The sequence below is a fragment of the Rhodonellum sp. genome, from assembly GCF_030656585.1.
Taxonomy (GTDB): Bacteria; Bacteroidota; Bacteroidia; order Cytophagales; family Cyclobacteriaceae; genus Rhodonellum; species Rhodonellum psychrophilum.
Window position 1 is genome coordinate 81,033 of the sequence record NZ_JAUSPP010000061.1, and the last position, 19,400, is coordinate 100,432.

The 19,400-nt window shown below is 39.6% G+C and carries 13 protein-coding genes; 7 read left to right on the top strand and 6 right to left on the bottom strand.

Annotated features, from left to right (window positions below):
- The first annotated feature begins 6 nt into the window (after positions 1 to 6).
- The 6 genes from Q7J63_RS15225 (at position 7) to tnpA (ending at position 5,219) form a co-directional block, all read left to right on the top strand.
- Positions 7 to 669 (top strand): hypothetical protein, encoded by a 663-nt coding sequence (locus Q7J63_RS15225; RefSeq protein WP_304887360.1) that lies wholly within the window; start codon positions 7 to 9, stop codon positions 667 to 669.
- A gap of 248 nt (positions 670 to 917) precedes the next feature.
- Entirely contained in the window at positions 918 to 1,484 is a 567-nt protein-coding gene (locus Q7J63_RS15230; RefSeq protein ID WP_304887362.1) for a hypothetical protein, read from the top strand.
- A gap of 101 nt (positions 1,485 to 1,585) precedes the next feature.
- Positions 1,586 to 2,341, top strand: a complete 756-nt coding sequence (locus Q7J63_RS15235; RefSeq protein WP_304887364.1) for a hypothetical protein — start codon at positions 1,586 to 1,588, stop codon at positions 2,339 to 2,341.
- 131 nt (positions 2,342 to 2,472) lie between these two features.
- Positions 2,473 to 3,249, top strand: a complete 777-nt coding sequence (locus tag Q7J63_RS15240; RefSeq protein WP_304887366.1) for a hypothetical protein — start codon at positions 2,473 to 2,475, stop codon at positions 3,247 to 3,249.
- 110 nt (positions 3,250 to 3,359) lie between these two features.
- The gene (locus Q7J63_RS15245) at positions 3,360 to 3,749 is read left to right on the top strand and encodes a hypothetical protein (protein WP_304887368.1); all 390 of its coding nucleotides are present in this window, start codon (positions 3,360 to 3,362) and stop codon (positions 3,747 to 3,749) included.
- Positions 3,750 to 4,772: 1,023 nt separating this feature from the next.
- A complete protein-coding gene (gene tnpA, locus Q7J63_RS15250; RefSeq protein ID WP_304887370.1) occupies positions 4,773 to 5,219 on the top strand; it encodes an IS200/IS605 family transposase in 447 nt (148 codons plus the stop codon).
- 18 nt (positions 5,220 to 5,237) lie between these two features.
- On the opposite strand, the gene Q7J63_RS15255 is transcribed toward tnpA, so the two are convergent.
- Positions 5,238 to 5,657: a hypothetical protein gene (locus Q7J63_RS15255; protein ID WP_304887372.1), complete on the bottom strand. Its 420-nt coding sequence runs from the start codon at positions 5,655 to 5,657 to the stop codon at positions 5,238 to 5,240.
- 516 nt (positions 5,658 to 6,173) lie between these two features.
- On the opposite strand from Q7J63_RS15255, the gene Q7J63_RS15260 reads away from it, so the two are divergent.
- Positions 6,174 to 11,375: a T9SS type A sorting domain-containing protein gene (locus tag Q7J63_RS15260; protein WP_304887374.1), complete on the top strand. Its 5,202-nt coding sequence runs from the start codon at positions 6,174 to 6,176 to the stop codon at positions 11,373 to 11,375.
- An 85-nt stretch (positions 11,376 to 11,460) separates the two neighbouring features.
- Here Q7J63_RS15260 and Q7J63_RS15265 read toward each other — a convergent pair whose 3' ends face one another.
- The 5 genes from Q7J63_RS15265 to Q7J63_RS15285 all read right to left on the bottom strand — a co-directional run bounded on the left by Q7J63_RS15265 (position 11,461) and on the right by Q7J63_RS15285 (position 19,278).
- Complete coding sequence (locus Q7J63_RS15265; protein WP_304887376.1) at positions 11,461 to 13,257, bottom strand: hypothetical protein; 1,797 nt, start codon at positions 13,255 to 13,257, stop codon at positions 11,461 to 11,463.
- A 12-nt stretch (positions 13,258 to 13,269) separates the two neighbouring features.
- Positions 13,270 to 16,047, bottom strand: coding sequence for a DEAD/DEAH box helicase (locus Q7J63_RS15270; protein WP_304887378.1), 2,778 nt, complete (start codon positions 16,045 to 16,047; stop codon positions 13,270 to 13,272).
- 363 nt (positions 16,048 to 16,410) lie between these two features.
- Complete coding sequence (locus Q7J63_RS15275) at positions 16,411 to 17,244, bottom strand: MBL fold metallo-hydrolase (RefSeq protein ID WP_304887380.1); 834 nt, start codon at positions 17,242 to 17,244, stop codon at positions 16,411 to 16,413.
- Complete coding sequence (locus Q7J63_RS15280; RefSeq protein ID WP_019600014.1) at positions 17,241 to 17,636, bottom strand: PAS domain-containing protein; 396 nt, start codon at positions 17,634 to 17,636, stop codon at positions 17,241 to 17,243. Before Q7J63_RS15280 ends, Q7J63_RS15275 begins: the two co-directional genes overlap by 4 nt.
- Before the next feature lie 493 nt (positions 17,637 to 18,129).
- A complete protein-coding gene (locus Q7J63_RS15285) occupies positions 18,130 to 19,278 on the bottom strand; it encodes an aldo/keto reductase (RefSeq protein ID WP_304887382.1) in 1,149 nt (382 codons plus the stop codon).
- Positions 19,279 to 19,400 lie beyond the last annotated feature (122 nt).

A 19,400-nucleotide genomic window follows, 5' to 3' on the forward strand; every position in this document is an offset into this window, starting at 1 on the left:
AATACATTGTATCAAAAGCTATTATTTCTGAATTTATTTATTCATCTGTTTTTAGTGGGGTCTTCTTATTCACAAAATATGGATCCATGTGGAAACATGAGTGGTGAAGCTATATTATTTCCTAGTTCTGTTGACGATGAAAATTATTATACAAATCTTATTTTTAAGTATGAATGTAATAAAGATTTACAAGCTAAACTATTTTTATACAGATCTATGGTTAAGTTGAATAACTCTGATGAAATGGGGGCAATTTCTGATCTGACTATTTCTATTGAAGTTAAACCATCCGATTATGGTTATTACCATAGAGGAATTTTAAAAATAAAATTAAATGATTTAAAGGGGGCAGTTTTGGATTTTGATAAATCGTGGACATATTGCTTTATAAAATCTTCACCCTTTAGGTTAGATGTTACTGACATATCCCAAACAGATATTTATTTAATTAGAGGAAAATGCCACTATGCTTTAAAAAATTATATTTCCTCTCTTCGTGATTTTAAAGATTTAATAAAAATAAATGATAGAAATGAAGAAGGTAATCTATATAAAGGAATGAATGAATACCAAATTGGAAATTTCACTGTTGCTTGTTCCGATTGGAGAAGAGCTGGTGATTTAGGAAGTGAAAAAGCATATGAACTTCTTAAAGAATTTTGTCAATAAATAATTTATAAATTTCCTGCACCCAAGGAATTTAGCTTAGTTATATTGCTGGGTATAATTTTAAATTATAGAAAAATAGAGCATCCTTATATTATAATAAAAATTATTTCATCAAAATTTAAATGTAAAATGGTTGTATTAGGTGTAATTGTATTAATTCTGATAGTTGGGAAGTATTTTTATTCTCAAAATCTCAAAAATGAGGAAAAGGAAAGAAGACGAATGGAAGCTAAAAAAAATTTAAGAAAATGAAAAGATTTAACGTTTTGGGAAATGAGATTCTTGTTTCAAGTGATTATATCCAATATAAAAAAGAAAAAATTCTTTTAAAGGAAATCCAAGATTGGGAACTTGATGTCTCCGTTGTTCATTTTTCAACTTATGCATCTTTGATGTTGATCACAAAAAATAACTCTTTGATAATTGACAGTTCAGCAACCTTTAAGTCAAATTCAAAAATTCAAGAAGGGATAAATAATCTTTATTTAATTTTGGAAGAAATTTTAACAGAGCAAATTATAATGAATTTTATAAACAATGCTGTAAATAAAATAAAATTAAATGGATCATATACACATGGAGGTTTAAAATTCACGAAAGATTTTGTTTCCACTGGATTATTATTTCCTTTATCAGTGCCTTACAACGATGCTAGTATAAATGCATCTCAAATGACCGCTTATAATGGTGAAAGGACTGAGGTTTATTTGAATAATGGTTTTTTAGATAATGAAAAAAGAATTAAAACGCATCTTTCTAGCATCAAAATTCAAAAACTTAAAATTCTTTTAAAATATCTTCCTAATTACTTATGAGTAATTAATTCTTGTAAAAATTAAATATTTTTTTTTTATGTAAAGTATGGGCGAGGTTATAAAAGAAAATTATAGGATTGATGAATATTAATTAAAAAATTATGAAAAAATTTATAGCATACTTTGATTATTTAGGATTTAGAAAATTCATCGAAAATAATGAATTATATGAGCAAAAAAGGGGGATGGAACATAGATGGAGAGATATTGAACAAGCACTTACAAATGATGAGATAGTTATAGCAAAAAGTGGTGCTGCAATTGCTGATTTAAATAAAGCTAAAATTAATTGTATAAATTTCTCAGATACAATTGTTTATTGGACGAATGATGATTCCTTAGAATCATTAATTGAAATATTAAAAGTAGGGCATTTGTTCAATTGGAAAACAAATATTTTTTTCTTTCCTGTTAGAGGATCAATAGTTTGGGGAGAAATTGAATCACCAAATTTTTCACATAAAAATGAGAAAAACTTCATTTACAATATTAATTCTATCTACGGAAAAGGTCTTATAAACGCTTATGAAAAGGCTGAGTCTCAAGATTGGGCTGGAACAGTAATTGATCAATCTATTTTAGATCAAATCGTTAATTTAGGTGAAAACCCAGACATATTTTTAGATAGTTATGCTATAAAGTATAATATTCCCTATAAACGCGGAATATTTTTTGAAAATGAGTTTGCATTAAGGTTAGTGGATGGAACATTAAATATGGAATCATTTAAAAATAAAAAGGAATCAATTTTTGAGAATTTCAACAATTATAAAAAAGGACCACTTGATCCATTTACTCAAATTAAATTTGAAAACACAATAAAATTCTTGGAAAAAGCACTTGATCCTACGCTTTGATTTAACCTTAAGCTTATTTTTACCATTAAAAAATTTATAAATCTATTTGATAAACGATTGGATACGCCCCAAAAACTTATATAAATTACTCAATGTCAAAAATGTTAGGAATCATATTAATAGGTATCGGAATGAGTTTTCTACTTGGTGGGATTTGGGTGTTGACCAAAACTCCTGAATCTCAAAAGGCTGAAATCGCTCAGGTAGTTGTTTTTCCTGAAAAATCTGAGTTAGTCATTTCTTCTGATTCGAAGCAAATTGCTTTGGATTCTCTTTCACTTGTGATCGCTACTGCCATAGCAGATGGAGTGATTACCCCAAATGAGGAAAAAAGTATTCGGAAATATGCGGGCCTAGCAGGTGAAAACCCCGATTTGGTCCTTGACCAAATCAAACAGGATCTTGCCGATTCTACCGAGGATTCAGAAACCGAGTTGATCGATAAAAATCAAAAAGCAGGATATGATTTTGAGAAGTTTATCGTAGCCAAATTCGATAAAAAGTACTTTACCATCCAGAACTGGGCCAGTGATAAGTTTATTGATGGTCAATTTGCTGAGTCAAACATGCATCCTGATATCCAACTTTCTTTAAAATTAGCAGGAAAAGTCTATCCGTTGTCTGTGGAATGTAAGTGGAGAAGTGAGCCTACTTCCCCGTTTGTCCAGTTTGCAAGTCCAGCTCAGTTGAAGCGGTATCAGGAATTTGAGGACAAAACCGGCAATCCAGTCTTTATCGCCTTAGGTATCGGAGGCAAGCCATCAGCTCCTAATTCTCTTTACATTATTCCCATTCAGGCATTTCAGAAACCGGTACAGCATCTTGCTAATTTGGCCAAATATCGAAAGGACGTGGATAAGCTGTTTTTTTACAATCAGGAAGATCGGACCTTAGTTAGCCGGAAATAGAATAGTGAGGATGGCTCATCAGGGTGTAAAATAAGCGTTTGCCTCAATTTAGTTTTCAACTCCTTCATAAAATATATTAGAATTTATACTTCTTTAAAATCAACCCTCAGATGATCCAAATTCCATATCCTTCCATTTTGATCCGAATCAATCGGGCATATAAATCCTCCATGAGTAAGGAGGAACTTTACGAATGTACCCGAAGCAAATGGAAAATCAATCCAGAAAGAGCAAAGAAGGCCTTGTATGCATTTGCTGTTTATAAAGGCGAAATAATGGAAGTCTATGAAATTATTTCTTGGCATCCCGCGGTAAGTTTACCTGTCTTACCAAGCTATCAGGAAGGAGCAAAAGTCAATCTTAAGGAAGGTCTGTCTCACCGTTATGAATTTGAAGGAAGATTGGCCCAAGAATTCATCAGAAATCAATATATAGGACAGTCAGTGCGCCATTTTTTCAAAAAAGGGGCTGTTAATCCGATTACTTATTTGAATGTATAAGTTTTACTAAATCTTTACCTAAAGTTCAACCCCATTCGGGGTTGTCCATGCGATACGATGTTCAACAAAACCCCCGGTTTCGCCGGGGGCTATTGAAAGGTTTGACCACTCCGTGGTCGGGATTGTCGAATATTCTGTGATCATGAATATCGATCATTTATGGTCATGAATATCGCCTAAATATTAGTCTAAGGTCATCACAACCATGTCCAAATACCAGACCCCAATGGGGTCAAACCTCTCAGTAGCCATGGGTAAAACCCATGGAAAACCAATATCAAAAACCCCCACCGACCCCGAAGGGTGTCGAACTTTCCCATCCCGATATTTCCCATTCCGTGGACAAAAAGTTCAACCCCATTCGGGGTTGTCCATTTCATACGATATTCATCAAATCCCCCGGTTTCGCCGGGGGCTACTGAAAAGTTTGACCACTCCGTGGTCGGGATTATCGAATATTTTGTGATCATGAATATCGATCATTTATGGTTATGAATATCGCCTAAATATTAGTCAAAGGTCATCACAATCATGTCCAAATACCCGACCCCAACGGGGTCAAACCTTTCAATAGCCATGGGTAAAACCCATGGACAACCGATCCCAAAAATCCCCACCGACCCCGAAGGGTGTCGAACTTTCCCGTCCCGATATTTCCCACTCCGTGGACAAAAAGTTCAACCCCATTCGGGGTTGTCCATACCATACGATGTTCAACAAAACCCCCGGTTTCGCCGGGGGCTATTTAAAGGTTTGACCACTCCGTGGTAGGGATTGTCGAATATTTTGTGATCATAGATATCGATCATTTATGGTCATGAATATCACCTAAATATTAGTCTAAGGTCATCACAACCATGTCCAAATACCCGATCCCAACGGGGTCAAACCTTTCAGTAGCCATGGGTAAAACCCATGGACAACCAATCCCAAAAATCCCCATCGACCCCGAAGGGTCGAACTTTTTTCCTTCAGAAATATTAACTAATTTCCTTTATATTTTACTTTTCAACATAAACCACCATGAGTACTTACACACAGATCCTTTACCACATCGTTTTTTCCACAAAGAATCGGGAAGCAACACTTCGGCACGAAGAAAAAAAGAGGTTATTTGCTTACGTCCACAACATGCTCACCAACAAAAAATGCCATCTATATCGGATCAACGGAGTGGAAGATCATATTCATATTTTGTCTCATGTCCACCCATCTCTGTCGGTGTCATCCCTTGTAAAGGATATCAAACTCGCCTCTAGCGACTTTATTTCAAGGGAAGGAATTTTCCCAAAATTCAAGGGCTGGCAGTATGGATATGGTGCCTTTTCGGAAAGCATCAAAGCCAAAGAAGGTTTGATGAATTATATCAAAAACCAAGAAGAGCATCACAAAAAAGTCACATTTTTAGAGGAATATCAGGCCTTGTTGGAAAAACACGAAATCCAATTCGATCCCAAATACATGCTTTAGGATTATATTAGGCAAATGTTAAGATATGGGTTCAACCCCATTCGGGGTTGTCCATACCATACGATGTTCATCAAAACCCCCGGTTTCGCCGGGGGCTACTGAAAGGTTTGACCACTCCGTGGTCGCGGTACCATAAACATGTTTTGATTTCCCGACCCCAACGGGGTCAAACCTCTCAATAGCCATGGGTAAAACCCGTGGAAAACCGATCCCGGAAATCCCCGTGACCCCGAAGGGTGTCGAACTTTTTTCAATCCCGATATTTCCCATTCTGTAGTCAAAAGGTTCAACCCCATTCGGTGTTGTCCATGCGATACGCTGATCATCAAAACCCCCGGTTTCGCCGGGGGCTATTGAAAGGTTTGACCACTTCGTGGTCTTATCGATAATGCGAACATTTGTCCAAATACCCGACCCCAACGGGGTCAAACCTCTCAATAGCCATGGGTGAAACCCATGGAAAACCGATTTATTTGGTGCTACGAAGAGATCACGGCGCTGCCCTTTTTTCTGCTGTTCGAGATTTCTGCTGTTTGAGATTTATAATCTCGAACTACAGATAATCAGGATTTTCAATCCTGGTCACCGAATAACTTTGTCCCAATCTTTCTGCCCCTTTAAAAATAAAATTCCTTCTCAAACCAGATCGAAATAGATAATCGAAATAAGAAAATGGTTTTCAGGAAAAATGCTTGGATTTAGTCCTTTTAACAGGTGTTTACATGATTTAAATCATTGGTTTTAAACATTCCTTTGAGTTCCTTTAGTGAAGAATAAAGGCATAAAACATATCATGATTAGGGGTAGGATTTGAAATATATAACCCATTTCAATGTCTCTCCCAAACATGCTGAATACTTATTTTGCTTTTGCCTCAAGCGTCTTCAAATTATAAAAAATAGCGATTCTTTGTTTTACAAACTGAAATGCCTGCTTTCTTAATCACACGGAGCCATGAAACGATTTCTACTTATATTGACAGGATTGCTTTTAAGTATTTCAGGTCTCCACGCCCAAAACCCTGCTGACCTTGACCTGAGCTTTAATGCTGATGCAGTGATTTATGGAGAAGGACCAAACAGCACAGTATATGCCTCCGCAATTCAACCAGATGGGAAGATTTTGATAGGAGGATTATTCACCTCCTACAACGGAACAGATATTAGTCGAATTGCCCGGTTGAATGCCGATGGTAGCCTTGATACCTCTTTTAAATTTACCGGAGCTAACAGCGCAGTTTTGACCATTGCTATTCAACCTGATGGCAAGATTTTAATTGGAGGATTTTTCACTAACGGACTTACCCGGTTAAATGAGGATGGAAGTCTGGACACCACTTTTAATCCCGGAACGGGGGCTAACAGCACAGTTTGGACCATTGCTTTGCTACCGGACGGCAGGATTTTGATAGGTGGTGCTTTTACGTCCTACAATGGGACATCTATTAACGGAATTGCCCGACTCAATGCGAACGGAAGTCTGGATAACTCATTTGATCCCGGAACAGGGGTAGACTTTGGCGTTATTGATCCCAATACGAATGAATATTACGGCATAGTTTTGACCATCACACCACAGGCAGATGGGAAGATTTTAATAGGAGGAAATTTCAGCACTTATAACGGCATTTCGAGAAGAGGAATTGCCAGGTTGAATGCCGAAGGCAGCCTAGATACCTCTTTTAATCCAGGCACTGGGGCATCTGGCTTTGTTTGGTCCACGGCATTTCAGCCAGACGGAAAGATTTTAATAGGAGGATTTTTTCATTCCTATTCGGGAACCTTAAGAAACAATGTTGCACGACTCAATACAGATGGAAGCTTGGATGCCTCATTTAATCCCGGCACCGGAACAGACAGCCAAGTTAGAACCCTTAAACTTCAGGCAGACGGAAAGATTTTGATAGGAGGAGATTTCAACTACTATAACGAAACATATCAGGGAGGCGTCACCAGATTAAATGCCGATGGCAATTTGGACACCTCTTTTAATCCAGGTTTGGGAGTATCCGGCGGCATAATTTCCTCAAATACGGGGGCATTCAGTCAAGTAATTACCATCTCCCTGCAAGCAAATGGAAAGATTTTAATAGGAGGAGAATTTACCCTCTATGACAGTACACCGATTAAATATGTAGCAAGACTAAATACGGACGGTAGCCTTACCACCGATAATGGGGCAAGTAGCAGGGTTAGGTCTATTGCACTTCAGCCAGACGGGAAGGTTTTGATAGGAGGAGAATTTATTTCCTATAACGGAACATCTATAAACCGAATTGCCCGCTTGCATGCCGATGGTAGCCTTGATTCCTTCTTTGACCCAGGCACAGGAGCAAACAATACAGTGAATAGCATTGCACTTCAGCCAGACGGAAAGATTTTGATAGCTGGAGAATTTACTTCCTTCAACGGAAAATCTTATAATCGAATTGCCCGGTTGAATGCTGACGGTAGCTTGGATACCTCATTTAATCCGGGATCGGGGGCCAACAGCACAGTTTGGGCTATTGCCCTGCTGCCGGACGGGAAGATTATGGTAGGAGGAGCCTATACTTCTTACAACGGAACCGCTCTTAACGGAATAGCCAGGCTCAATGCTAACGGCAGCCTTGATACCACTTTTAATCCAGGAACGGGGGTAGCCTATGGTTTAATGGCAGGAGCTGATAATTACGCTAATGTTTTAAGCATCGCCCTGCAGTCAGACGGAAAGATCTTGATAGGAGGAGATTTTGCCCAATTCAACGGCATTACGAGTAAAGCAGTCGCCCGCTTGAATGTTGATGGTAGTCTCGATGCTTCTTTTAACCCCAGTAATGAAATATTAGGCTGGATTTGGAAAATCGTCCTTCAGCCCGGAGGAAAGATCTTGCTTGGAGGAGATTTCACCTCTTTCAGTGGTACTTTTAGCAACCATATTAGGAGGCTAAATGCGGATGGTAGTATGGATTTAACTTTTTCATACGCAGGCTTAATGCGCCAAGTTAGCGCACTCGCACTTCAGCCTGACGGGAAGATTTTGATCGGAGGAGAGTTTACCAGTTACACGAATACACCGAGAAATTTTATAGCGAGATTGAATGAAAATGGCCACTTAGATTATTCTTTTGATCCAGGTGTAGGACCCTCAGGAGGAAAACTTAATCAGATGACAGGGGCATCTACCCAAATTCACGATTTCGCCATTCAACCCAACGGGAAGATTTTGATAGCAGGAGAATTCACTGAATATCAAGGTGTGAGTCGGGGAAGGATAGCCAGACTTTACGGGGATTGGGTATCAGATTCTGAAAAACCGATGCCAAGCATTGAAATTCTTCCTGATCTCAATTTCCAATGCGATGTTTTATATGATCAGGTCATCATTCCTACTGCCACCGACAATGTAGATGGGACCGTTCAGGGGACAACCAATCGGAGCATTTTTCCGATTACACTCCAAGGGCCTATCACCATCATTTGGATTTACACCGATGAAGCGGGAAATACAAGTTCTCAGACCCAGAATATTATAATTGATGATACCACTGCACCGGTTCCGTCCATAGCTGAGTTGCCCGTGATCACAGGCCAGTGTTCAGCTACGGTCAATCATCCAACGGCCTTAGATAACTGCGTGGGCACGATTACTGGCACGACAGAAAATCCGCTGACCTACAGCGACCAGGGAACTTATAGGATTATCTGGACTTTCAACGATGGCAATGGAAATACTACGACTCAAGAGCAAGCCGTAATTGTGAAAGATACCATTGCTCCGGTTCCTACCATAACTAACTTGCTAGTGATCAGTGGTCAATGCTCAGCAACAGTAACTGCACCAACTGCCGCAGACAATTGTAGAGGAACAATCACCGGAACGACAGAAAATCCGCTGACCTACAGCGAGCAGGGAACTTATAAGATTATCTGGACCTACGAGGATGGCAATGGAAACACCACAATCCAAGAGCAAACCATAATCGTGGAGGATACCACTGTTCCGGTTCCTACTTTGACTGTGTTGCCGGTGATCAGTGGTCAGTGTTCAGCAACAGTAACTGCTCCAACTGCCGCAGACAATTGCAAAGGAACAATCACCGGAACGACAGAAAATCCGCTTACCTATAGCGAGCAGGGAACATATAAGATTCTCTGGACCTATGACGATGGAAATGGAAATACTACTAATCAAGAGCAAACCATAATCGTGGAGGATACCACTGCACCGGTTCCGACTTTGACTGCGTTGCCAGTGATCAGTGGCCAGTGTTCAGCAACAGTCACGGCACCAACTGCTGTTGACAATTGCAAAGGATCCATCACTGGAACGACAGAAAATCTGCTTACCTACAGCGCGCAGGGAGCTTATACGATTCTGTGGACTTTCAACAATGGCAATGGAAATACTACGACCCAAGAGCAAACCATAATCGTGGAGGATACCACTGCACCGGTTCCGATTTTGGCTCAATTGCCAGTAATCAATTGCCAGTGTTCAGCGACAGTCACTGCACCAACTGCCGCAGACAATTGCAAAGGATCCATCACTGGAACGACAGAAAATCCGCTGACCTACAGCGCGCAGGGGACTTATACGATTCTCTGGACTTACAACGATGGCAATGGAAATACCACAACCCAGGAGCAAACCGTATTCGTGAAGGATACCACTGTTCCCGAAATTCAAGCACCTGAAAACCTACTAATTACTTTAGAGGCAGGTCAAGTGACTATTTCTGAAATAGATTTGGGATTAGCAGTGGCTACAGATAACTGCAGTACGGTTAAAATCGGAAATAATGCACCAACAAGCTTTGGAATAGGAACAACATCGGTAATATGGACGGCAGAAGATGAAAATGGAAATGTTTCTTCGGCAGTCCAATTGGTTACAATTATTGGTAAGGTATGTTCTGTAGATTGGGAAATCAAAGAATATATTACGCTGCATTTGAATGCTACAGGTGAAGCCATGCTAACGCTTAGCCAAATTAACCTTGCTACAACCAGCAAATGTGGTCCTATAACCTTGAAGCTGGATAAATCGATATTTGATTGCACCAATATCGGATTGAACAAGGTTTTGATAACCGCTTCGGATGGATTTGGTCTCAAGGAATCAAAAGAAATAAAGGTAAATGTAGTAGACAATATTAGACCAACGCTTAGATTGTTAAGATCATCTTATCCTTGGATTGTCTTAAAAGGGAAATCTTATACAATGCCTGACCTTAGATTTTTGGCTATAGCTGAGGACAACTGTGGCTATGATTTAAAACAATTCCCAGCTCCAGGAGCTAAATTTTCTAAGTCTGGAAATATTCAAGTAATGTTTATTGCGGTAGACCCAGCTGGAAATACATCACAGAGAAGTTTAACAATCAGGCTACGGCTACTGAAATTTAAATCACTCTTTAATTTTAGGATGGAGGAAATTGAGGATGGCTCCCGCATACAGGTTCCATGGAATACATCCTTATCAAGGGTTCAAGAAGAATTCCTTGGATTGGATAAGGAAGTGCTTCAAGAAATGGAGATAAAACAAAGTGATTATAATCCACTCCAACCGGGATTCTACGCGGTTGCATTGGCTAACAAACTAGAGTTGGACGAGTTGGGGAAAAATATTATTCCATTCAGTATTCTTGTTCAAGACAAACCAAAAGCCCTCGATATTGAGCTAAATAATCAAGTGATTGCCAAAAATGTACAAGTTGGATCCCTTATAGGAACCCTAAGCACCATTGATCCGGATGATAATATCCATATTTACAGTCAAGAAAATCCAAGTCTGGCAATAAAAGGCAACAGATTAATTTGGATAGGAACAGAACCTCCAGCAGATCAGATGAAAGTAACCGTCTTCAGTACGGATCGAGCAGGTCAAACCATTAGCAAGGAAATTCTTCTTTCCAGAGAAATCGGATCGAATAGATTTCACTTGTATCCTAATCCAGCTCAAAACCTAACCAATGTAAGGGTTGACTTAGATCATGGAGGAGAAGTCGAAATAAAAGTGTTTGATGCCGTGGGCCGATTGGTCATCGAGGATCATCTTTACCGGGAAGAGACCTTTATTCAAACCTTAGACTTGACCGGCCTGGCACAAGGTATGTACATGGTTCAGGTCAAGATCGGACATATCATCATGACCGAACGTCTGATAAAAAGGTAAAGCGTGCTGTTCGAGATTCGCAATCTCGAACCACAGATGAACAGGATTTGCAATTCTAGCTATGGAAAAATCTAAACCATCCCCATCAAGTCATCAAATATCCAAAGCTTGCAAGGCGGTTTTTCAGCGTGGACTTGTTGTTTTCCTTGACAAGGAAATGAAAGTTTTCGGCCTTGATGATGATCTTTTTCAGGATCTCGTCCCGGGCGATAAGGGAGGCCAATTCCCTGTTGTCCGGCTTAATTTTAAAGACATGGTAATTGCTGACCTCCTGTAATGGATCGAATTTTTCCAAGAGCGTTAAGAAAAATTCTGTCCAAACCAAAGGTGGGTTTTCTTCAATGAGCTTGTGGAATTGTACAATTTTGTTGTGGATATCCGCATGGCTTTTACAGTCCTTTAAAAAACTGGTGGAATCTACCTTATACCTGTGCTCTCCACTTTTGTTGGCGATCTTTTCCAAGAACATGTCCAGTATTTTATGCCCTCCCGAGTAACTGATGAGTAGGAACTCTGTGTGAAGGTCCAGGGTATAATTTTTTTCTTGCTCAGGGACTTGGTAATCTTTTTTCAGTCCCAAAACAAAAGCACCCAAGTCAGTTGTCCTTACAAATTGAAGCCCATCATAAGGAGATAGGTAACTTCTATTGCTTTGGTTGATCCCTGATGGTTGATCTGGTGGATAGTCATAAGCGATTTCCAGCAGGCCCAGGGAAGCAAGAAAAAAGAAAAAGGCTTTGACCAAGGGTTCCCTGATCACTTGATCAAAAAGCTCGGATGTGATGAACAACTTGTCATTACCATATCTTCCATAAACATCGAGATAGAGGTAATTGACCGCCACTGATGGGGTTACAGGCTCAAGCTTTGGGAAGTTCAGATTGAGGTACTTATGAAGATTATGATAAGAAAACCACTCTCCAGGTGGGAGGGTTTGTATCCTCCTAAGCAGTTTGACGATTACGGTATAATCCTCGTAATTGTTTTTGACATAACCAGTTCCTTTGACATGTCGAAGCCAGTGGAAAAGAGGAGATATTCTATTTTCATTGATTAAGGAAGTCATCATCTCGACAAGAATAATGGGGACGTCCTCAGCCTGGGGTGGATCGGTTCTTTTTTGCGAGGGTAAAAAGTCTGCTAAAAAGGTGGTCCTTAAACCCAAAAGTTCTTTATCTCCAACCTCATAAAATTCCCGGATATTACAGGCTTTTTTCATTTTGGCGATAGAACCCGGTTGAACCTTTTCACTGGCGGTATATTTGATGTCGCCCTGAAGATAGTAAGCGATGTAAAGTGGTAGGTCGGAAATGATTTCTTTTTCTACATTGAATACATGGTTTTGTAAAAAGGGTCCGTCTACAGGTTGAAGCTTGTATTCATCGGGAATGGGGATAAAGGAGAGAAAATGTTTTCTGAGTTCTTCTGGGATATAGAAGTGAATCTTTGTTTCGTTAGGATTATAATAGGATGATTTTTGCTCTACTTTATGAGGCAGCACAAAGCATTCCGGGTTCATGATTATCTGGTTGCCATAGATTCTAAGGTGCTCAACCAATTTTGGGAATTCCAGCAATAGCTCAATATTTGACTTTGCTCCCTCTAACAAAATAGAGTGGAATATTTCTTGGATGGTTTTCGGCAGGGTGGCGAGCAGTCGAAGGAATATTTCTTTGTCATAAATGATTTGAGCAAAAAAATCTGTGAAATCATGCTTGGTCAACTTCTTTTGTGTCAATATATCCAGCTTGATTCCCTTTTTTTTGAACAGTTCTTCATTTTTTGAAAAAAATTGGATCAGGTGTTTTTTGATAAAGGTTTCAATAGATAGCTTGGTGTAGCTTTTATCGATGTCAATTAATAAATTATCAGGGATATTCATTTTCTTCTTGATCTAACCTAGGATAAATTCCACATCTTTTTCGGTGAGTGACTTGATGGAAGCACTGTCGCTGGAAACGATACTTTCCAAGAGCGCCCTTTTCTTTTCTTGCAAAAGAAGAATTTTCTCCTCGATTGTTCCTTTTGTAATCAACTTATAACTCATGACCGTATTTTGCTGACCTATTCGATGGGCGCGGTCTATCGCTTGGTTTTCGGCGGCCTTGTTCCACCATGGATCAAATATAAAGACCATATCGGCTGCTGTAAGATTGAGACCTACGCCGCCAGTCTTTAAGGTCATCAAAAACACCTGACATTCTGGATCATTTTGAAACCGATTGACCAATGCCTGTCTGTCTCTGGTGGCACCGGTCATGCTGACATAGTCTATTCCGGCTTTTTCCAATTCCTCTCCGATGACTTCTATGGCAGCTATGAAATTGGCAAAGATCAAGATTTTATGTCCATTGGCGGCAGCATCCAGTACCTGGTCGATCAATACTTCTCTTTTAGGGGAAATAATCATACCATCAGTTCGGGATTCTGGTATGGAAGCGATTTGCCTCAGTTCACTAAGGGCTTGTAAGATGACGAATTGTGACTTCTGGACGCCCTGATCTTTGATCTGATTTTGGACGGATTCGAAAAAATACCGACGCCGCTGTTCATATAATTTTTTCTGGTCTTCACTCATTTCCACAAAAATGGTATGTTCCATTTTGTCGGGAAGTTCTTTTAAAACATCCTTTTTTAAACGTCTCAAGATGAAGGGATAGATCTTCTTTCGAAGTTGCTGGATGGCGTCCTTATCATTGTTTTTTTGAATGGGGCCACTGTAATGCAGGTTGAAATCATTTTCGGACCCAAACATGGAAGGATTGAGAAAGCGAAAAAGTGAATACAATTCGTTCAGGTTGTTTTCGATAGGTGTTCCGCTCAGTGCCAATCTGTGCTTGCTTTGAAGCAGCATCACGGATTGGGCTGATTGGGTGTTGATGTTTTTGATGTTTTGGGACTCATCCAGAATCACATAATAAAAGGGAACATCCTTTAATCCTTTTACTTCATTCCTCACCATGGCATAAGTGGTGAGGATCAGCTGATGTTTTTGGGCTTCCAAAAGATCTCTGTTGTTTCCATAAAAAGTGTAAAAAGAGAGATTCGGATTGAACTTAGCCAACTCATTTTCCCAGTTGAATAGCAAGCTTTTGGGCATCACGATGATGGAAGGCTGTTTTTGCTTTGGATAGATTTTGGAAAGTAAGGTGATTGCCTGAAGGGTTTTGCCCAAACCCATGTCATCTGCCAAGCAGCCTCCCAGTTGGTGGTCATGGAGGTAATCGAGCCACTTGAAACCCTGTTCCTGATAGGGCCGGAGTGTAGCATTTACCTTGGGTAACTTTGTTTTTTTGGATTGAAGTAAATTGAATCCTTCAAAGACCTCTCTGGATTTGTTGAAAACATGGTTCTCCTGATTGCTCTCGAGCAGCTCCTCGACCAAAGGCAGGTCAAAAAATGAAAGCTTGACACCGTTTTTCTTCTTCTTGAAAATTCTTTCAAGCTTTTTGATGTATTCCTCCCGAATGATGGCGCTGGTTCCATCGCTTAAGGAGATATATGAATTTTTGCGAAACTGGTTGATGGCATCAAAAAGACTGAAATTTTCACCGCCAATATCCAGGCTAGCATCACCTTCGAGAAAATCGATACCATAGCTTAAGTTAAGTTTCAATTTTGGGAATACGGGTCTGACCTTATACGCTTTTAATTTTTCAGCGCCAAAGAGTTCAAATTTCCCTAAAAGCGAAGGCAGGTCCTTGGTGATAAATTCCTTGGCAATTTCTTCATCTATAATGAGCAGATTTTCATCCACTTCATAAATGAGGGATTTTTTTTTCTTTGCATGCTTGTCCAGCATTTTGCTGATTTGGGAAATGATATCATAATTGTCCTGATCTGAAATTTCATTGATGAAAATGGTTTTCTCCATTTCATTCAAGCGGGCTAAATGGCTAATTTCATATTTTGAGAGGAGGTCTATTTCAAAACCTTTAAGCGTGTGGCAAACTTTTAAATACAAGGAATTGTCGGCATCGATTTTTTCAAAGATAAGACTGGGCAATGCAGGGATGGTTTCTTTGGATAGCTTTACCTTGAAATCCAAATACTGTATTTGGAGGTTTTCAAATGTGCTCCAAGCAAGACTCATAAATTTTTCCAGATCTTGATTTCCAAATTGGGTGACAAAATAGGGGAGATGATTGAAATTGGCACCGAGTGGTTTGACCTCATAAATCTGATCCTCTGAAAAAACATGGTTTTCATTCAAAAACTTGGATACGTATGAAATCATGCCTTCATGCTCTAGCCTCAACCTGCCGCTTTTTCCGGATTCTAATTCAGAAATTTGTAGTGTCAAATTTGCCTCACCTTTGTTGAAATGAATGAGGACTCCATCTTTGGTCAATAAATTACCGCAATCCTTCAATTGTCGGAGCAAAAAATCATTCTCAGCGAGGTAGATGGTTTCTGATTGTTTTTCCCAATCAATCACAAAATCATTTCTTTCCCCAATATTGTTAATGGTTCGGACGGCATCCCTTACTGCACCATTGTAATTGTTATAAATGACCTTCGTAGGTTTCAATTTCCCATCTACGATCTGGATAAAAGCCCCATGGTCGTCAAAATCTAGCATAAAAAAGATTTCTTCCGGCTTTTTGGATTGAGAAAGATTGAAAGTTTTTTTCTTGAGCCTTTCGAAAGGATCGAATGATAAATCAGACATTCTTTTGATTTTATTTTTATCCTAAAGATAATAGCAGGCTGTAATATTTTCTTTTATTGAAAAGAATTTTTTACTTTCTCCATTACTTTTTGGTCAATAGTTTTGAGAAAATCCTTATTGAATAGAACCTTTTCCTCTTAAATATTTTTGAATTTTGTGCAGATAAGTTCAACTCCTTAAAAACCTTAAACCCGAAATATGCATTAGGTTTCCTAATTAGATCGAAACTGCAAGAAAATCAGCCTATTGGGAGACTTTTTCCTGACACCAATAGGGTGAAGTCAAAAAAAAATCAGCTAATAATTGAATATCAGTACATTGCCGTATTTAATTGAGTTCTTAATGCAAAAAACGGGTTAAAAATCAATCCAATTCTATTTCCATTCCTTCCCGCGCAAATTCAAAGTCCAAATCTCCGGAATGGGTTTCCTTCAAGCCGATCATGATTTCCTTAAGTTGGGCATCGGTACGTGAGGGGTCATGGTGGGTAAATAGAAGTTTTTTTACGCCTGCAAACGTTGCAAGTTTGATCACGTCTTCCATGCCGGAATGGCCCCATCCAATCTTGCCCTTATATTCCTCTGCGGTGAACTGGGCATCGTGGATCAATAAATCCGCTTGGTCCACCAAGTCAAATCCTGAAATCCATTTTTTGTCCATGATCATCCCAGCGGGACCCAAGGCAGGTTCATGGTCAGGAATGTAAGCCAACACAGAATTTTTGCTCTTGATCCGTAATCCAACAGTCGGTCCTGGATGGATGACATACAGGGAGTCAATTTGAAATGGACCGATTTCAAAACTACTGTTTGAAATTTCATGCAAAGTGAGTTGGCATGGGAGATCGCGCATCAATACCGGAAACAAAGGTGGAGAGAGGAACTTGCTAAGTCTTGACAGTAAAGATTGTGTGGTACTGACCGGCGCCCAAATATGCACTTCTTTCGATGCCTCAAACAATGGGTTAAAAAATCCAAGCCCTTGAATGTGATCAAAATGCAGATGAGTCAATAAAATATCAACACGGTTTGTTGACTGATCCGGAAGGATAACTTTCTGCATTCCAGAACCACCATCCAAAATAAGCAAGCAATTATCTTCCACGACGGTTACGCATGAAGTATTCCCTCCAAAATAGGAGGTTTCTGGACTGGATGTGGGAATAGATCCCCGAACGCCTTTGATGGAAACCTTCATGTGTCTTTTGTTTCCCAGAAAATAGCCACTCCACCAAGAAATTTTCCCATGCGGCCGATAATAGGATAGGAGGTTACCGAAATTTTTTCAAGTTTTCCTTTCAAATTCTCAATCCAGAATACTTTGTGGTGCGGATGTTGGTCCTGCAAAGTCTTTACCAGAGGGAGACCTTCCGGAGGCAAAGGTTTTCTTTTTTCATCAAGGGGTTTGAAAATTGTTGACCAGGTTTCAACTTTCATTTCGCCGGTCTCGCCGAACCGTGTACCCAGGATTTCCTCAGCGGGCTCATTGTAGAAAATAAGGTTCCCGGAAATATCCGTGATAAAAACCGGGATGGAAAGGCAATCTGCCAATTGCCGATTGAGAATGATTTCGATTTCGTATGAGGCCATTTTGGGAGTTGATTGTATTGCTTATATAAATATAAGCAATACAATCAATATAAATGAGCGCTTTAATATGCAATTATAGATCGAAAACCAAGTTCCTTGATTCCAGATTTTCAGTTTGCGAATCATGACCTGATCCAATTTTCCGCCGCATTTCTCTAGCTACACTTTGCAGAAAAATCCATCCTGAATGGATCGAACCTTTAAACCCGTAGTATGCATTTAGTTTAAAAAAAAAAGGGTTCAACTACAAGAAAATCAGACTATTAGGAGATTAATTTCTGACACCAATAATGTGAAGTTAAAATGATCAACATCTAATTGATTATCAATTAATTACAATCTTGAATTGGGTTCGTAATGCAAAACACGGGTTAAATGACCAAGTGCTCATACCTTGGTTTGCCTATATCCTCAGAAAATCTTTTTGGCCCAAAATGATCAAACATTTGACAAGCCAACAGAAATTTTCACATAAGAATACCTTGCCGAAAAATCAATTCTCAACACGTTTTTGCTCAACAGGTGTATACCGATCTCCATAAATTATGATTTTGGATACTGCATCATTAATTTCACGCACTTCTTCGGCAGAAAACTGAATATCGGCAACAGCCATATTTTCCTGCAAATGCGCGATTTTGGTTGTTCCCGGGATCGGTACTATCCAAGGTTTTTGATGCATAAGCCATGCCAAGGCTACCTGAGTAGGCGTGAGGCCTCTTTCATGACCAAAATTGGATATAAATTCCACAATGGGCCAGTTGGCTATCATGGCCTCTTTTTGAAATCTAGGCAATCCTGCTCGGTTGTCGTTGGCGGCATAGAAATTGGTTTGCCCGTTGAGCATTCCTGTCAGGTAGCCTCTATTCATTGGACTGTAGGGCACAAAGCCGATTCCCAACTCCTCGCAAGCAGCCAAAACACCCTCTTCAGGCTTTTTCCACATCAAGTGGTATTCACTTTGAATGGCTGTAAGGGGTTGTACCAAATGTGCTTTTCGGATAGTCTCCACGTTGACCTCACTCAAGCCAAAGTTTTTTACTTTGCCTTCCTGTATCAAGTCTTTGACAGTACCGGCAACCTCTTCGACAGGAACGTCAGGATCTTGTCTATGTTGATAGAAAAGGTCAATCACATCGATTTTCAACCTTTTCAGGGACTCATCGGCTACTTTTCGGATTTGCTCTGGTCGGCTGTTGAGTCCAGCCATCCTTCCATTTTCGATATTGAACCCAAACTTGGTGGTAATGGAGATTTCATTTTTAAATTGGGAAATAGCCTCACCAACCAATATTTCATTGGTATAGGCTCCATACACTTCTGCTGTATCAAACAAGGTTACACCCATTTCTACCGCTTTGCGCATCAAGGCTATGCTTGCATTTTTATTGGGGATATGGCCTCTATGGTAACTCATACCCATACAACCCAGACCAAGGGCAGTCACTTCAAGACTGTGTTTTCCTGTACCGAGTGTACGGAATTTTGTGATGTTGGCATTTTCAGGGTTTTTCTGTTTTGTACCTCCATCAAATGCATGTGCAATCGAAGGAGCGCCAAGCAAAGCAGCACTTAACGTTGCACCGACTTTTAAAAAGCTGCGTCTGCCCGATTCCGGTTCGTTGATTTTTAGTTTTGTCATGATGTAAGTTATTTTAGCATCCCAAATTTAAGGTTATGCGATTGGAACCAATAACGGCAAGCAAATAATGAATTACGAAAATCAAACAAGTTTTTTTCAAAATTGAATTTAACCTGAATTCT

What these genes read in the sequence shown, in the direction of transcription:
- Q7J63_RS15240 (WP_304887366.1), top strand. Translation starts at nt 2,473, where the DNA reads ATGAGTTTTCTACTTGGTGGGATTTGGGTGTTGACCAAAACTCCTGAA.
- Q7J63_RS15235 (WP_304887364.1), top strand. Translation starts at nt 1,586, where the DNA reads ATGAAAAAATTTATAGCATACTTTGATTATTTAGGATTTAGAAAATTC.
- Q7J63_RS15275 (WP_304887380.1), bottom strand. Translation starts at nt 17,244, where the DNA reads ATGAAGGTTTCCATCAAAGGCGTTCGGGGATCTATTCCCACATCCAGT.
- Q7J63_RS15280 (WP_019600014.1), bottom strand. Translation starts at nt 17,636, where the DNA reads ATGGCCTCATACGAAATCGAAATCATTCTCAATCGGCAATTGGCAGAT.
- tnpA (WP_304887370.1), top strand. Translation starts at nt 4,773, where the DNA reads ATGAGTACTTACACACAGATCCTTTACCACATCGTTTTTTCCACAAAG.
- Q7J63_RS15270 (WP_304887378.1), bottom strand. Translation starts at nt 16,047, where the DNA reads ATGTCTGATTTATCATTCGATCCTTTCGAAAGGCTCAAGAAAAAAACT.
- Q7J63_RS15245 (WP_304887368.1), top strand. Translation starts at nt 3,360, where the DNA reads ATGATCCAAATTCCATATCCTTCCATTTTGATCCGAATCAATCGGGCA.
- Q7J63_RS15285 (WP_304887382.1), bottom strand. Translation starts at nt 19,278, where the DNA reads ATGACAAAACTAAAAATCAACGAACCGGAATCGGGCAGACGCAGCTTT.
- Q7J63_RS15260 (WP_304887374.1), top strand. Translation starts at nt 6,174, where the DNA reads ATGAAACGATTTCTACTTATATTGACAGGATTGCTTTTAAGTATTTCA.
- Q7J63_RS15265 (WP_304887376.1), bottom strand. Translation starts at nt 13,257, where the DNA reads ATGAATATCCCTGATAATTTATTAATTGACATCGATAAAAGCTACACC.
- Q7J63_RS15230 (WP_304887362.1), top strand. Translation starts at nt 918, where the DNA reads ATGAAAAGATTTAACGTTTTGGGAAATGAGATTCTTGTTTCAAGTGAT.